The sequence below is a fragment of the Rickettsia endosymbiont of Ixodes scapularis genome, from assembly GCF_000160735.1.
Lineage (GTDB): Bacteria > Pseudomonadota > Alphaproteobacteria > Rickettsiales > Rickettsiaceae > Rickettsia > Rickettsia tamurae.
On the sequence record NZ_CM000770.1, the window covers coordinates 419186 to 434904 of the forward strand.

Sequence of the window (15719 nt, forward strand, 5' to 3'; positions counted from 1 at the left end):
AATATGCGTATATAATTTGTGGGGCTTGTAAAGTCGTCATTGCGAGAAGGGGTTGCTACGTGGGATCGTCATTCCGTTGTCATCCCGCGACTTGATCGCGGGATCCAGTTAAAAATACTAATATTGTTAATATTTTCAGTTGTTTTTTGGATCCCGTGGTCCAAGCCACGGGATGACACCGAATGGGTTTCCCAGTCCACGCAACAACACCGCTACGGTATTACACTTTGTAAGCAAAAAATTCACACGTAAGATATATGTTAGTTCATGTATGGTCATACCGTGGCTTGTACACAGCATGACAGTCTTACGGAGGTATAAACTAACAATTAAGAGAATTTAAAAATGTCAAAAATACCATCTGTTAACATTAAAGAATTATTAGATGCGGGCGTGCATTTCGGTCACAAGACCTCACGCTGGAATCCTAAAATGGCATCTTATATATATGGTGAACGTGATGATGTTCATATAATCGATTTAAGACAAAGTGCCGCTTTAATGAGCGTTGCTTTGAATGCAATATATGAAACCGTAAAAAAAGACGGTAAAATATTATTTGTAAGTACTAAAATACAGGCAAGTGATATTATAGCGGAATATACCGAGAAATGCGGGCAGTATTACGTAAATCATAGATGGCTTGGCGGTATGCTAACTAACTGGAAAACTATTGCGGGTTCAATAGAAAAACTAAATAAGTTAGAAAAAACCTTAGAAAGCGAAGAAGCACTTATGGGTTATACTAAGAAAGAGATAATCGATATGAGCCGTAAGAAAGATAAGTTACTTCTATCTCTTGCCGGTATTAGAAATCTTAATTCTAAACCTGATCTTCTAGTAGTTATTGACACTAATAAAGAGCATATCGCAATTAATGAAGCGGTAAAGCTTAATGTTCCTATAGTTGCGGTAGTCGATACTAATTCTAATCCTGATAATGTGGATTATCCGATTCCGGGTAATGATGATTCTATAAGGTCAATAAGACTTTATTGTAGTTTATTTGCAGATGCGGCATTACAAGGACTTGAAGAATCAATGAAAGCTTCAGGAGTTGATATGGGGGCTATGCAGGAGCATACAGATAAGGCTTTAACTTCTAAAAATGTTTCTAAATTAAAACAAGCTAAAAAATTCTCTAAAACGAAAAATATTGATGGAGAGACAAATACAGAATTTGAGCAAGCATTAAATGATGCCGATGAAAATAAAAATTCTGATAATGCATAAATGTTGTTGCGTGGATACCAGAGTCGTCATTGCAAGCAGCCGTAAGGCTGTGCGGCAATCTCATGAAATAATAACAAACTCCTGAGATTGCTTCATCAATTATTTCATAATTCCCTCGCAATGACGATTAGGTGTCTACACAACTCAAGCCAAATATAATAATTAAGGAGAAAGTAAGGATGAGTGAAATAAATATAAGTGCTGCAGCGGTTAAAGAATTAAGAGAAAAAACCGGTGCAGGTATGATGGACTGCAAAAAAGCATTAATAGAAACCAGCGGTAATTTTGAAGAAGCTATTGATTTTCTGCGTAAGAAAGGTTTGGCTGCTGCTGTAAAGAAAGCCGGACGCATTGCTTCTGAAGGTTTAACGGTTGCAAAAGTTGATGGGCTTACCGGAGTGATAGTTGAAGTAAATTCCGAAACGGATTTTGTTGCTAGAAATGAGCAGTTTCAGGATCTAGTTAAGGATATTGCAAATCTTGCAGTAATTACAAAAACTATAGATACGCTAAAAACATCTAAAATGCAAAGCGGTAAATCAGTTGAAGAAGAGATTATAGAAAATATCGCTACAATCGGTGAAAATTTAACATTACGTCGTATGGATATATTAGAGATATCCGAAGGAGCAATCGGTTCGTACGTGCATAATGAAGTTGTACCGAATCTAGGAAAAATTTCCGTATTAGTAGGTCTTGCGTCTAACGCAAAAGATAAAGCAAAACTAGAAGCTTTAGCTAAACAAATTGCTGTTCATGTAGCAGGAAATAACCCACAAAGTATAGATGATTCAAGCTTGGATCAAGCACTCGTAGAGCGTGAGAGAAAAGTATTTTTTGAGAAATCTAAAGAAGAAGGAAAGCCTGATAATATTATAGAAAAAATGGTAGAAGGTAGAATACGTAAATTCTTCTCTGAAGTTGTATTGCTTCAACAAAATTTCTTATTTGAGCCTAAACTTACCGTTGCGGAAGTAATTAAAAATGCTGAAAAAGAACTCGGTGCAGAAATTAAAATCGCCAAATTTATTAGATACGAACTTGGTGAAGGTATAGAACACGAAGAAAAAAACTTTGCCGATGAAGTAGCTGCTATTACGCAGGGTTAACGGTCTTGTTTTTTTCGTCATTGCGAGGAAAATTACGAAGTAATTGACAAAGCAATTTAGTTAAAAATGCTAATTTATTACATTTTTTGGATTGCCACGTTCCTTATAATCGCAGTGTTGTTGCATAGCTCATTTTATGTCATTCCTGCTTCCGCGGGAATGACATCGAGTAGGTTTTCGAGCCATGCAACAACGCTTATAGTCACTCGCAATGACGATTTTGGATTCATGCAACAAAGCTCTACTTTTGTGGGGATGACATCAAGTACTTTTTGAATAACACCAACTCAGTTCTTCTTTACTCTCCTAAAAGTTCTATAGTAAATTCGCGATCGAGGTGATCTATATTTACACTACCTTTATTTTGTTGTACTAGTTTATTTAAATACTTATAGTATCCGCTACTTACCGGTAAGGAATATAATTTACCTTTATAAACAGTTAAGGCTGGGTACCATTGGTTCTCAAAAATTATAGGAGTATTTGGTAACGATAACCATTTTAATTTTCCGTCTATATCATAACTTATCTTTAAATGAGAAAGATCCACATTTCTCCCCTCTGAATCTTTTAAAACTAGCGAAATATCAAAAGTTTTTCCTGTATTTTGTGTAGTGTCAGGTAGAACAACGCTTCTAAATTCTTTAAACTTAAATATAAGATTATTGTTTAATCTTAACGTCAAAGAAGTGTTAATGATCTCTTCCCACGTGATACTGCATGTATAACCATCTTCAAGTTTAAATTCTTTTGTAACAATCTTACGTTCAGTAGGTTCAGAAAATATAAATTTTTCTTTGCCGTCTCTAGTGAACTCGCTAGACGGTCCTAGTACTTCTACTTTACCCGTAGTTAATTTATAAGCAGTCGAAAGAATTTTAGCACCGGTTTTTGCATCTTCTAAAATTTGTTTTTCTAATATTTTAACCTTTTCTCTTTTAGATCTAGGAGAAACTTGCTCAGTAGAATCTAAAGATTCGGTGGTACTAGTAGTACTGTGAGGAGAAGGATTTCTTGCTATATAGTTGTTTTACTTTCGGGATCGGTACCTAAAACTTCTATTTTTCCTGTATTTATCTTATAAGCATTTACCAAAATTTTACTTCCAGTAGTTGTAACTTTTACCGCCCCTTCCACTACTTTATAGCATACATAACCGGTAATTATTATTACGGCTCCTAAAAATTCTCCATCTCTGCTATCAGATGACTTTCCGTATTTTTTAGCTCTTTTTCTTGCCTCAAGGTCATCTGTTGCCTGTTTATTTGCAATTCTGCGTATGGTCTCCGAATCTTGATGTTCAATTAAAAACTGGCTATCAAAAAGGGCATAGTCATAAAATAACAGATATGGAAGGATTTAAAAAATTTTTGGAATCTAATAAAGATAAAAGCAGTCGAGAGCTAGCCATCTTGTATCCTAGTAAAGTGTCAGCAAGAACTATAATAAACATGATTAGAAAAGTTGGTTACAGCTATAAAAAAACTTTTCTTCATCCCAAAAGAAATCATAAATTAAGAAATGAGTTTATAGAAAAGATAACCACCATAGACAAAGATAAACTAGTGTTTTTGGATGAATCAGGAATAGAAGATAATGCGTGTCGAGAACATGGCTGGAGCCCAAAAGGAGAAAGATGTTATGGTGAAAAAGTTTATCAGCACAAACACAGAATTAGTATGATTGCTGGCCTATTTAATAGCAATATTGTAGCACCTCTAATATTTGAAGGTAAGTCGTAGTAATGGATAATATTAATTTTCGGGTCTGTCAGATTTTTTGTGTAATAAGTTATTAAGCAACTTTGATATTAAGAGTATCCCAGGATTATCATCAACTAAGATCCAATATCTTGCACAAGGAGAATTTATGGATCGCTATGAAAATATACTTATTTTTGGTAATCCTGGCACTGGCAAAAGTCATCTTAGTATAGGTTTAGCACGTGAGTGGTGTCTTGCTGGTAGGCGTGTATTATATACAACAGCAGCTAATTTGGTTCAACAATTACTAGAAGCAAAACTTAGTTTAAAACTTAAGCAAATTATTCTTACTACATGACAATTTTTAGAGATGTAAGGACTAAAGGATTGAATTTTGCTGATAATTCATGATGATAACGGGGAAAGAACTTGGTTTACATATGAAAGATCATTCCGCCCCTCTAGTCGAATTATTACAAAAACATATTTTGCTTAATTTATCAAGAGCAAAATGTTTAGGATTATTTATCATTTCAATGCTTAACAGCAGGACAGTAAACATGTCATTAGTTATGCAATAGAATGCCGTCTGGGATTAAAGCAGCTTCATGGTATAGAAGGATGCAAAGATTTATCTCTGAAATCTCAATATCATGGAGAGTATTACCTGTTATGTTAGTCATGATGACTGGGTTTGAGCAGGAGCAAAAATGGGTATTGTGTTTAGATAGAACGAATTGGAAATTTGGTAAACGACATATAAATATTTTATATTTAGCTGTCAGTTTTCATGGTATAGCGATCCCCCTTTTTGGAATTTTCTAAGTGATAAAAAGTGTGGTAACTCTGATTATATTGAGCGTATTGATCTGATGGAGTGTTTTTTAGAAGTTTTTGACAAAAACCGCATTGAAGCATTAACCGCTGATAGAGAATTTATAGGTAAGGAATGGCTCTCTTGGCTTAGAACAAATCAAATAAGATACGTTTTTCGAGTTAGAGAAAATAGACAATATATCAGTAATGCAAGGGGAAAAATGGTTAAAATACAAGAGTTATTTCGCCCTCTAGCCATAGGATCGCATGTGAGTTTGTCACAACGTAGAATTGGTACAAAAGGTGAAATATTTAATGTAGTAGGGATCAGAAATAAGAAGAGTGAACTTGCAGTCTTAATACATAGTGATGAGATCAAAAATCCTGCTGAGATATATGCTCAAAGATGGCAAATTGAAACAATGTTCAAAGCTTTTAAATCAGCAGGATTCAACTGTGAAGCAACTCATATTACTAATGATTTACGATTAGATACATTGATGCAAATATTGTCTATTGCATTTTGCCTAGCTTATCAAACTGGAGAGATTATAGTTTTAGATAAACCAATAGTTATTAAAAAACATGGTTATAGGCAAAATAGTATATTTCGTGTTGGATTAGATACATTGGTTAATATCTTGTATAATATTTCTACTCAATTAGTACGTTGGATACAGCTGTTGTCCTTGATATTCCAATATCCAAAGATGATAAAATGAAAAATTGTCATGTAGTAAGAATTTTAAGTAAAATATAATAAAAAGTTAATAATTATTAGCCTTTATCTTGACCTCCTCATAATTTCTATTATAATGCAACGCTGATTATTATAATAAGAAATGAGGAAGAATTATGGCAATAACATCAATTTTAATAACCTCAATTCTGGATTAGATAATTTTTAGATATAGCTGGTTTGTTAGATTTCATACAGTAAGCAACAAGAGTAGATAAGATATGGACGAAGGCATTCCAAATTGATCTATGTCTTGTATGTTCAAGTTCAAAAACCCCTTTAGTACACTAAAAACTGTTTCAATAATTGAGCGTTTGCGTAGTAAAAGGGTCTGTCAGATTTTTTGTGTAAGTACGATTTCTCCATTTGCCCAATTTTGTAAATTAGTATCACAAAGTATAGCAAATTGATTTAAAGCCATGGCCCAATTCTTAATAGGCATTGTCCATTTTTTAGAAGCATTTGTCAATGCTAAAAAGATTATTTTCTGAATCGATTTATCATCTGGAAATACCCCCTTATTTTTTATAATTTTATGAATTTGACGGTTAGTTGATTCAATAGCATTAGTAGTGTAAATCGCCTTTCTAATGTCTTCCGGAAAGCTAAAGAACGGAGCTATTCCAGACCAATTTCTCTGCCATATATCAAAAATAACTGGATATTTTTCATCCCATTTTTTAGCAAAATTTTGTAATTCTCTTAATCCCTCTGCTTCATTTATTGCAGAATAAACTGCCTTTAAATCAGCTGTTACCAATTTTAAATCTTTATATGATACGTATTTTACAGAGTTTCTTACCATATGAACAATACACAGTTGTACTGTGGTTTTTGGGAAAATGCTATTTATTGCTTCTGGAAAACCTTTAAGACCATCAACACACGCAACATATATTTGTTCTACACCACGATTCTTCAGTTCTGTTACTACTTGCATCCAAAATTTAGATCCTTCATTCTTGCCTATCCAAATACCTAATAGTTCCTTCTTGCCTTCTATATTCACGCCAATAGCTAGATAAACTGCTTTATTTATTATTATATGATTGTCTCTTGCCTTAACATGAATACAATCTACATTATAGGATATACACTATCAAGTGCTCTATTCTGCCACGCAGTAACTTCCTCTAAAATGCCATCAGTTACCTTTGATATTAACTCAGATGATACTTTGGTGGCATATAGTTCTTCTAAGTGCCCTTGTATTTCTCGAATAGTCATTCCCCTAGCATATAAAGATATTACTTTATCATCAAATCCTTCAAATCTCCTTACTCCTTTTGGAATTAGTTGAGGTTCAAATTCTCCTTCCCGATCCCTTGGCACTTCTACTATCAATTTACGACCCTCGGAATCTATTAGAGTCTTTTCATAATTGCCATTACGTCTATTATCTGACTCCTTGGTATTCTTAGAATGCTTCTCATAACCTATATGAGATTCCATTTCTTTTTCTAAAATCTTATTTACTATCTGCTTTTTAATTTCCTGAAATATTCCTTCTTTGCCAAATATCTCAGATGGATCACTTTGTGATAGTATTTCTGATACTACTTTTTCTATAGTCGGATTTGATACTTTACTCTTATTCTTCATATTAGCCTCATGTAAGTTGTTTTAATTAATTTTATTCTTAACTATTTTTATAACTTACACAAACTTTCTGACACCCCCTAATAATGTAATACTTTAGACAATATTTTTTACTCAAAAATGGGGAATTCTAATGTTCGTTCATCATATCTCTCTTTGTCTTTCTTCTAATACCTTACTTGTATGCGGTCCTACCGCTTCTTTATCTTTACTAAATTAACTATAGTTTCTGCTAATACTCCTAGAACTTTCGGGTCTGATAATAATTTTAACGCCGGCACTATAATTTTACCGTATTCATGTTTGCTAAATTTATCGGCAATTTTAATTAATTCAGGTGCATGTTTGCCGGCTATCTTTACTAATTTTTCACCGTCTAATTTTAATTGTTAATAGTTCAGGAAGGTCTTTTTCAATTATTTTGCTTATTTCCGGATTATGGTTTTTAATTTACGCGAGTTTCGTATTAATAGAGGAACTGAATAGCTGATAGTAACTGGGTTACGAGGATATTAGTAATATTGTTTTTATTATAAAATGTACTTAAAACTGCATAAATTTTTAGTAAATTGTCTTTTTTGACTATAACTATTAAATTGTAAAACTTGTCACACCTCTTACAAACCTTGAAAGGATAAGCATTATAGCATATTCATTAACCATAATTTAGGCATCTTAATACGAAACTCGCCGGATTTGTATCAAAGTACTAATCGATTCCTTTATCTCTTTTACCTTTTCTTCTTTTGCGTTCTCTTCCTTTGGAAGGTCTTCCTTAACTGAAATTTTTGTATTATATCGGCAACTTTATCGCTATCGGCAAGAGCGAGGCTTGCAAGTTTAGTAATTGACGGCAGAGCATCTTTTAAAAAAGGCGTAGATGCATCTAGTGCCTTATGTATAACTTCGGATCTTTCCCTTTTGACTCTATTCTTTCCATTACTTTAGGATGTTTTAAAATATCTAATATACCCTGTTTATTACCATCTAAATATCGCGGTAATTCTTTTTCTAAAACAGGAGATAAATTATCAATAATTTTTTTGGCATTTTCAACTAACTCTGCTATTTGAGGCTTTTTTCCTTTTAATAACTCTTTTTTAGTTTCAGTATCTAATCCTTCCATATTTAACACGAGTTTCGTATTAAGATGCCTAAATTATGGTTAATGAATATGCTATAATGCTTATCCTTTCAAGGTTTGTAAGAGGTGTGACAAGTTTTACAATTTAATAGTTATAGTCAAAAAAGACAATTTACTAAAAATTTATGCAGTTTTAAGTACATTTTATAACAAAAACAATATTACTAATATCCTCGTAACCCAGTTACTATCAGCTATTCAGTTCCTCTATTAATACGAAACTCGCGTTATTTATTATATTTTCCGTAATCTGAACTAACCCCTTTTGATTATCAGGATTTTTTAAAAATTGTACTAAATCATGATTAAGAATAGGTTTTACTTTATCTGAAGTAATAATGTCATGTATATTTTTAATATAGCACCTTGAGATGACTCGTTTTTTTGTTTAATATTCTTATATATTTCTTGTACTTTTGGGTTTAAATCGCTTTCTAGTGCTTTAGATATTAAATCTACTCCTGGTGTAGATAATTCTCTGATAAATTTAAGAGTTATTTTGTCTAATACATTTATTTTTTCTGTTTCGGAAGTTTGAAAGTTTTTTGTTATTTTGCTAAGCCTCTTATTTAAAATAGGCGTGAGAAGATATGGGATAACTTTAGATTGTAAAAGTGTTTCTTTTGAGTTATTGGATATAGTTTCGGAATGTAAAACAGAAGCACATTTTTTTATAAGCGATTCTGCATCTGCTATTATCTTGCAACCGGCTTCAATAGAACCTACATTAGTGGTAGCACTTCTCGCTTTTCTGAGGTTATTAAGCTCCAGTGCAAGATCAGGTAAAACTTGAGAAGCCTCCCATGTAAATTGCAATGCACTAGGAGCATTCCCGACTGCTTGGATAATACTTTGTATTATACCTAAATTATCTTTATTAAGATCTAGATATCGTTTATTTAACTCATCATATTTTTTATTACCTGTTTCAGCCCCAAGAGCTAAATATCCAACTTGAACCCACGAAAGGTTTTTATATTCTTCATCAAGCTGTTGCCTTATATTATTAATGGATTCCTGCTCTTGTCTTTTAGACATTTAAATACCTTTATATAATTTAATATTATTTTACTATAATTATTTAAAGGTTTATAAAATTTTACTTTTTAGTTTTTGTTAATTTTTAAAGTCATGGTTATCTTGCAATAGAATTTTTTACTATAATTCTTCCCTTTCATTCAAAAAGTCTCTAGGTTTTGTGGACATCTGATTAATGATTATAATTATGAGATATTTTTAAGCAAAAATTAATAAGATTTTTGCCGGAATAGCTACTCCTATTTCAAAAAAATCTTATAATTTGCAGGAAAAAAGAGTTATAATTATAATCATTAATCAAATGTCCACAAAACCTAGATCTATACTAACCTCTCCACATAATGAAACAATATTATCCATTATCTTTGGGTCTATATTTGGATTGTTGCACGCTGTATTTTTCTTAAGCCAGTTAGGGTCATGGTAATAGGAAGGCTTTGGCCATAGCTCGATGATTTTTGGTAGAGGCTCTATTTTTCTAATACCAGTCCGATACCCAGGCATTAAAGCTTTAACCGGCATCCACCCTACATCACCGATAAAATATATTTCCGAGTAATGCCAAATCAATTTAACCTTATTATTTGTATCCACAAAGATTTTATAATATTCACGTTGTACATCATTAAGAAATTCCGTTGCTATAAGTGATATATCGGGATGCGTTTCTATACTTACTAAAGCTATATTTTCTAAGTTTTCGGGGCATTGAACAATTCTATCTGAAGCCGTTAATTTCTTAAACTCCTCCTCTCCTATTTTTTCTTTTAGGCTACTTTTGTATTCTTGCTCTTTATCTGAAGGAAATACTAATTTATTATTTTTACAATCAACCAAAAAAGGAGTTTCAATAACATATTTAATAAATAAATCTTTTGGTTTCATAATAATAAATTTCTTAATATATAAGGCTATAATATTAATAATTTTTATATGTCAAATAATATCCTCTAGGCTATCTAGGTAATGCTTTACCAGTCGTAACAACTTCGCTTCAGGGCTTAGATTTTTCACTGCCCATTTTTTAATCCAAGGTTCGGCGAGCTGCCACATATTAACATTACCGTCTAACTGTCTGCCTATCCCTTCCACCATTATCAAAGTCTTTTGTAATAGCAACAACTCCGGTTGTACTTCCATGCCGAAATCTTCCGTGATTTTAAATAAATGTGCAAGCAGCTTACCTATGGAAATATTTTTCGTTGGCATACCTACTATAGGCTCGGTGACTGCTCTACAACTTTGAGCGAATAAATCTAAATCGGTATTTGATGGGAGGTAGCCGGCTCTTAAATGTACTTTAGCAACTAATTTATAATCACGTTTTAAAAAGCCGAATAGACTTTCGGCAACGGCTAAACGATCTTTTTCTTTAAGTCTGCCCATAATACCGAAATCGAGTAGAATTATCTTACCTTGCTTGTTTACTAAAATATTTCCTGCATGTAAATCAGCATGAAAAAATCCGTCTCTATAGGCTTGATTGAAAAACATTACGGCAAAATCCTGAGATATTTTTGCAGGTTCTAATCCCATTTCCTTTAGTAGCAAAGTATCATATATAGAAGTTCCGTCTAACCACTCGGTGGTTAGTATATTTTCTGATGTTAAATCCCAATATATTTTAGGGATTATTACATTAATATCATTACGCATATTGTCCATAAGCTCGGAGCTAGCTGCCGCCTCTAAACGTAAATCAAGCTCAAATTTCATAGTTTCATGAAATTTATCGACTACTTTAGTCGGTTTTAGCCTTTTTGCTTTAGAAAATTTTGAGATAATTTTTGCAAGAAAATATAACAGCTTAATATCTCTATTATATTTTTTATGAATATCAGGACGCAAAATTTTTACCGCAACATATTCACCGGTTATAAGTTGTGCTTTATGTACTTGCGAGATTGAAGCAGCGGCGATTGGGGTGTCGTCGAAGTGTGAGAAAGGGAGGGCGTCATGACTACTCTCTCTTATGTCATTCCCGCGTAGGCGGGAATCCAGTATTGTTTTTTCTGGATCCTCGTTTTCACAGGGATGACATAATGGAGTGCGAGAATGACATAAAAACTCCTTCGTTATCAACTTTCTAGCCACCCCACCATCAAACGGAGGTAGCTTATCTTGCAATAACCTTAAATAATCTGCTATTTCTGCTCCTACTAAATCGGCTCTTGTCGAAAGAGTTTGTCCGAATTTTATATAAATAGGTCCAAGATCGCTTAAACAATCTATTAAGCGTTTACCGTAATCTTCCCGTGATTTTTTTATTAACGAGACCGGAGCAAAAAATAAGGCTAATATATAACCGATAAACCTGAAATATTTAGGGCTTCTTAAATCAATTAAGATTTGCTTTTTACTGATGATACGAAAAATACGTATTAAATTAAAAAAATTACTTATCATATTTTATATGCACTGTGAATAGCAACTATTCCGCCGCTCAAATTTTTATAACCGACTTCCTCAAAACCGGCTTCTTTAATCATTATTCTAAACTCGTCTTGTGAGGGGAATAAATCTATACTTTCGACCAAATATTCATACGCCTCTTTATTACCCGCTATCATTTGACCAATACTCGGTATAATATTAAATGAGTAGAATTTATAGAAATCTTTTATGTACCCTTCCTTTACTTTTGAAAACTCAAGACATATAAACTTACCCATCGGTTTTAGAATTCTATAAGCTTCTTTTAAAGCTTTATTAATGTCAGGTACGTTTCTAATGCCGAATGCTATAGTATAATAATCGAAACTATTATCCGGAAACGGTAGTTCTTCAGCACTTGCTACAGTAAATTTAAGGTTCTGAAATAAATTAAGATCAATTGCTTTTTTCTTAGCTTGCTTTAACATTTCTTCATTAATATCGCTTAAAGTTAAAGCGATATTATTACCTCTATCTCTTGCTTTTTTAGCAAGCTTTAAAGCAATATCACCGCTACCGCTAGCGACGTCTAATATATGAGAGTTAAGATTTGGGATTTGCCTAATAAATTCATCTTTCCATAAACGATGTAATCCAAAACTCATTAAGTCATTCATTAAATCATACTTATCAGCGACGTTAGAAAAAACGTTATTTACTAAACCTTGTTTTTTAGTGTAGTCTACTTTTTTAAAGCCAAAATTTGTTTGGTTCATAGTTTTTTATTATAAATATTAGTATCAAATGCCGGAACTTCCTGAAGTAGAAACTCTTAAAAACTCCCTAAAAGATAAGCTAATCGGGCTTATTATAGAAAATGTAGAGTTAAAAAGAGATAATTTACGTTATAAGCTATCCTCGCTTTTAGCTACAGAAATCTCAAATACTAATATACTGGATGTTAGGCGTCGTGCAAAATATTTAATTATAGATTTTAATAATGATTATTCTTTAATAGTTCATCTAGGCATGAGCGGCAGATTTACTCTGCAATCTGCTAATTATAAAACTCAAAAACACGATCATGTGATTTTTGATTTAAATAACTGTGAAAAGCTAATTTTTAATGATACTAGACGATTCGGAATGGTTTATAGCTTTAAAACTAATTTCTTGGAAAAAGAATTTTTCAATGATTTAGGAATAGAACCGCTTTCTGATTCATTGACGCTAGAATATTTAAAAAACAAGCTAAAGATTAGAAAAATACCGATAAAAAACTTGATTATGGATAATAAAATTATAGTTGGAGTCGGTAATATTTATGCTTCCGAAAGTCTTCATTTAGCTAGAATTCATCCGGATAAATTAGGTAACGATTTAAATGACGATGAAATAGAAAGTTTAATTAAATCGATTAGAGAAGTATTAGCTAAAGCTATAACTGCCGGCGGTACTACTCTTAAAGATTTTGTAAACGGCGATAACAAACCTGGCTATTTTATCCAGCAACTTACGGTTTACGGTAGAGAGGGACAAAATTGTTTAAGCTGCTCTAGCACTATTATCAAGACAAAACATTCAGGCAGGAGTACTTTTTATTGTAAAACTTGTCAATATAGTTAATTCACTTGACATATTTTTTAAAACTATTTATAAAGCTCTCTATTGCTTACTCAATTAATAGTTATAAAAATATGAAAGTAGACTGCTTACTAATGCGATTATTTACTATAACTCCGTTATTTTATCTGGAGTTCTAGATAAATATGAAAACCTTGCCAATAATAAAAAATTTTTGACAATACTAAAGAAAATATCGCCAGTTGCTTGGCATCATCATATTCATTTTCTCGGTCAATATACGTTTTATAATAAAGGTAATTCTATAAATATAGGTGAAATAATGAAAAATATCGAATTAACTTATTAACACATAGCAAGCTACTTGTTTTGTAAACTAAAGAACCCTCAGCTATAAGCTGAGGGGTTATAAAGTGGAATCGATTAGAAATCGATCATCATTCACAGGTTCACCTTCCTGTTCATCAATATAGTGCTGTATCATTTCATCAGTTATATTACCTGAACTGACCGCCATATAGCCCCTAGCCCACAAATGATTGCCCCAAAATTGTTTTCTTAAATGAGCAAATTCTTGCAATAAAATTCTTGAGCTACTACCTTTTAAATACTGTACTAACTTGCTAAGAGATATTTGTGATTTATATGAGATAAACATATGCACGTGATCACATGATATTTTCCCTGAAATTATATATACTTCATGTTCCATACAAATCTGCCTTAGTAAATCTCTAGCCCTTTCCGCTACTTTGCCTATCAATACTCTCTTCCTATATTTTGGTATCCATATAAGATGTACTTTTAAATCATACTGACTATGACTATTCTTTCTATAACTTCTCATGTTTCTTGATATAAATTCATTGCTAAAGCAATTTCATTATATCTTCCCTTCGCCTGAAGGCGAGGGATTTCTTATCCCCGAAGGGGGACATTAATATTACCGGCTTTTTCGTTACTATTACCGTGTACCAATATAAAAGAACCATTTTGAACTTTTTCGCCTTTAGCAAGCCATGCCTTACTGCCAAGCGGGATAAATCCCAAATCTTTTAGTTTTTCTATTAATGTTTGATCAGAAACTAATCCAGGGAAACGAAAGAAAGGCGACGGAGCAACATTATAACTTACTAATATTTTCCCTGCTCTAATACTTCATTTTCAAAATCATCTTTATTGGAAAGAAGGAAATTATCTTCAAGAGGTTTATCTTTAAAATAAGGATGACTAAACGAATGATTAACCCAGAATGATTAACCCATATTATTTGTAAATAATCCGTTTTCTTGTTGCTTTATTAGCCACAAAAACTCCTCTTGATGTTTATTAATCCATAATCCTGAAATACATATAGCAATCGGAATAGGTTTATTTAGTTTGATCGATAATTCTACGAGCTTTTTAAAAAAATCTTCTTCAAAGCTTTTGGAAGAAGGACACATATCAATCGTAAGAAATTGACCTTTTACTTTATACATGCTACTCGTAGCACCGTAATTTTGTTGTATAGCATAGGCAATTAAGATAGTGATATTAATAAAAGGACGCGAGTTTCGTATTAAGATGCCTAAATTATGGTTAATGAATATGCTATAATGCTTATCCTTTCAAGGTTTGTAAGAGGTGTGACAAGTTTTACAATTTAATAGTTATAGTCAAAAAAGACAATTTACTAAAAATTTATGCAGTTTTAAGTACATTTAATAACAAAAACAATATTACTAATATCCTCGTAACCCAGTTACTATCAGCTATTCAGTTCCTCTATTAATACGAAACTCGCGTTAAATTAATGTCTTTAATTTTCAAACTATCTATTACTTCGATTATTTTATACACATAGTCGTTTAGTAAATATTTAGGTTCCTCAATCTCTAGCCAATCTATTAAATAAACTTCACCGTAACTTCTCAAATTTTCAATAAAACTTTTGTCACGAGCCTTACTACATGACAATTTTTAGAGATGTAAGGACTAAAGGATTGAATTTTGCTGATAATTCATGATGATAACGGGGAAAGAACTTGGTTTACATATGAAAGATCATTCCGCCCCTCTAGTCGAATTATTACAAAAACATATTTCGCTTAATTTATCAAGAGCAAAATGTTTAGGATTATTTATCATTTCAATGCTTAACAGCAGGACAGTAAACATGTCATTGTTATGCAATAGAATGCCGTCTGGGATTAAAGCAGCTTCATGGTATAGAAGGATGCAAAGATTTATCTCTGAAATCTCAATATCATGGAGAGTATTACCTGTTATGTTAGTCATGATGACTGGGTTTGAGCAGGAGCAAAAATGGGTATTGTGTTTAGATAGAACGAATTGGAAATTTGGTAAACGACATATAAATATTTTATATTTAGCTGTCA

At 32.3% G+C, this 15719-nt stretch carries 15 protein-coding genes and 5 pseudogenes; 9 read left to right on the plus strand and 11 right to left on the minus strand.

What is annotated here, in order from left to right; translation table 11 throughout:
• Positions 1 to 345 precede the first annotated feature (345 nt).
• The gene (gene rpsB / locus REIS_RS02150) at positions 346 to 1233 is read left to right on the plus strand and encodes a 30S ribosomal protein S2 (protein WP_008579617.1); all 888 of its coding nucleotides are present in this window, start codon (positions 346 to 348) and stop codon (positions 1231 to 1233) included.
• Between the two features lie 179 nt (positions 1234 to 1412).
• Positions 1413 to 2342: a translation elongation factor Ts gene (tsf, locus tag REIS_RS02155; protein WP_008579618.1), complete on the plus strand. Its 930-nt coding sequence runs from the start codon at positions 1413 to 1415 to the stop codon at positions 2340 to 2342.
• Between the two features lie 10 nt (positions 2343 to 2352).
• On the opposite strand, the pseudogene REIS_RS16885 reads toward tsf, so the two are convergent.
• Together REIS_RS16885 and REIS_RS02160 are read right to left on the minus strand one after the other, a co-directional pair.
• Positions 2353 to 2445 (minus strand): annotated as a pseudogene (locus tag REIS_RS16885) (lytic transglycosylase domain-containing protein); the annotation flags it as partial.
• A 195-nt stretch (positions 2446 to 2640) separates the two neighbouring features.
• Entirely contained in the window at positions 2641 to 3027 is a 387-nt protein-coding gene (locus REIS_RS02160; RefSeq protein ID WP_008579619.1) for a Sca4 family protein, read from the minus strand.
• Between the two features lie 568 nt (positions 3028 to 3595).
• Between REIS_RS02160 and REIS_RS12110 the strand changes: the two genes are divergently transcribed.
• The 4 genes and pseudogenes from REIS_RS12110 to REIS_RS10885 all read left to right on the plus strand — a co-directional run bounded on the left by REIS_RS12110 (position 3596) and on the right by REIS_RS10885 (position 5583).
• On the plus strand, positions 3596 to 4084 hold the full coding sequence (locus REIS_RS12110) for a transposase (protein ID WP_241760913.1): 489 nt from the start codon (positions 3596 to 3598) through the stop codon (positions 4082 to 4084).
• A 37-nt stretch (positions 4085 to 4121) separates the two neighbouring features.
• Positions 4122 to 4403 carry an ATP-binding protein gene (locus REIS_RS02175; RefSeq protein WP_008579622.1) on the plus strand — a complete coding sequence of 94 codons (282 nt, stop codon included), beginning with the start codon at positions 4122 to 4124 and terminating at the stop codon, positions 4401 to 4403.
• A gap of 49 nt (positions 4404 to 4452) precedes the next feature.
• A pseudogene (locus REIS_RS16890) lies at positions 4453 to 4870 on the plus strand (transposase).
• A 38-nt stretch (positions 4871 to 4908) separates the two neighbouring features.
• Positions 4909 to 5583 carry a transposase gene (locus REIS_RS10885; RefSeq protein ID WP_241760926.1) on the plus strand — a complete coding sequence of 225 codons (675 nt, stop codon included), beginning with the start codon at positions 4909 to 4911 and terminating at the stop codon, positions 5581 to 5583.
• 351 nt (positions 5584 to 5934) lie between these two features.
• On the opposite strand, the pseudogene REIS_RS10890 reads toward REIS_RS10885, so the two are convergent.
• The 6 genes and pseudogenes from REIS_RS10890 to ubiE all read right to left on the minus strand — a co-directional run bounded on the left by REIS_RS10890 (position 5935) and on the right by ubiE (position 12530).
• Positions 5935 to 7202: pseudogene (locus tag REIS_RS10890) on the minus strand (IS256 family transposase).
• 883 nt (positions 7203 to 8085) lie between these two features.
• Positions 8086 to 8325 (minus strand): hypothetical protein, encoded by a 240-nt coding sequence (locus REIS_RS14840; protein WP_179943702.1) that lies wholly within the window; start codon positions 8323 to 8325, stop codon positions 8086 to 8088.
• Positions 8326 to 8661: 336 nt separating this feature from the next.
• Complete coding sequence (locus REIS_RS15400) at positions 8662 to 9381, minus strand: hypothetical protein (protein WP_233466361.1); 720 nt, start codon at positions 9379 to 9381, stop codon at positions 8662 to 8664.
• A gap of 297 nt (positions 9382 to 9678) precedes the next feature.
• Positions 9679 to 10266 (minus strand): hypothetical protein, encoded by a 588-nt coding sequence (locus REIS_RS15405; RefSeq protein WP_008579626.1) that lies wholly within the window; start codon positions 10264 to 10266, stop codon positions 9679 to 9681.
• A gap of 51 nt (positions 10267 to 10317) precedes the next feature.
• Complete coding sequence (ubiB, locus tag REIS_RS02210) at positions 10318 to 11787, minus strand: 2-polyprenylphenol 6-hydroxylase (RefSeq protein ID WP_008579627.1); 1470 nt, start codon at positions 11785 to 11787, stop codon at positions 10318 to 10320.
• The gene (ubiE, locus tag REIS_RS02215; RefSeq protein ID WP_008579628.1) at positions 11784 to 12530 is read right to left on the minus strand and encodes a bifunctional demethylmenaquinone methyltransferase/2-methoxy-6-polyprenyl-1,4-benzoquinol methylase UbiE; all 747 of its coding nucleotides are present in this window, start codon (positions 12528 to 12530) and stop codon (positions 11784 to 11786) included. The genes ubiB and ubiE overlap by 4 nt, the downstream gene beginning before the upstream one ends.
• A 28-nt stretch (positions 12531 to 12558) precedes the next feature.
• On the opposite strand from ubiE, the gene mutM reads away from it, so the two are divergent.
• Both mutM and REIS_RS16895 read left to right on the plus strand, forming a co-directional pair.
• Complete coding sequence (gene mutM / locus REIS_RS02220; protein ID WP_008579629.1) at positions 12559 to 13380, plus strand: bifunctional DNA-formamidopyrimidine glycosylase/DNA-(apurinic or apyrimidinic site) lyase; 822 nt, start codon at positions 12559 to 12561, stop codon at positions 13378 to 13380.
• A gap of 82 nt (positions 13381 to 13462) precedes the next feature.
• Entirely contained in the window at positions 13463 to 13687 is a 225-nt protein-coding gene (locus REIS_RS16895) for a Tn3 family transposase (protein WP_152540768.1), read from the plus strand.
• A gap of 57 nt (positions 13688 to 13744) precedes the next feature.
• Here the strand turns inward: REIS_RS16895 and tnpA are convergent, their stop codons facing one another.
• From tnpA to REIS_RS14010, 3 genes and pseudogenes are all read right to left on the minus strand, one after another.
• Positions 13745 to 14185, minus strand: coding sequence for an IS200/IS605 family transposase (gene tnpA / locus REIS_RS02225; protein WP_008579210.1), 441 nt, complete (start codon positions 14183 to 14185; stop codon positions 13745 to 13747).
• A 98-nt stretch (positions 14186 to 14283) separates the two neighbouring features.
• Positions 14284 to 14933 (minus strand): annotated as a pseudogene (locus tag REIS_RS02230) (polysaccharide deacetylase family protein); the annotation flags it as partial.
• A 193-nt stretch (positions 14934 to 15126) separates the two neighbouring features.
• Positions 15127 to 15282: pseudogene (locus REIS_RS14010) on the minus strand (alpha/beta hydrolase); the annotation flags it as partial.
• Positions 15283 to 15343: 61 nt separating this feature from the next.
• Here REIS_RS14010 and REIS_RS02235 point away from each other — a divergent pair.
• On the plus strand, positions 15344 to 15719 hold a 376-nt coding region (locus REIS_RS02235), incomplete at its 3' end, for a hypothetical protein (protein ID WP_008579632.1).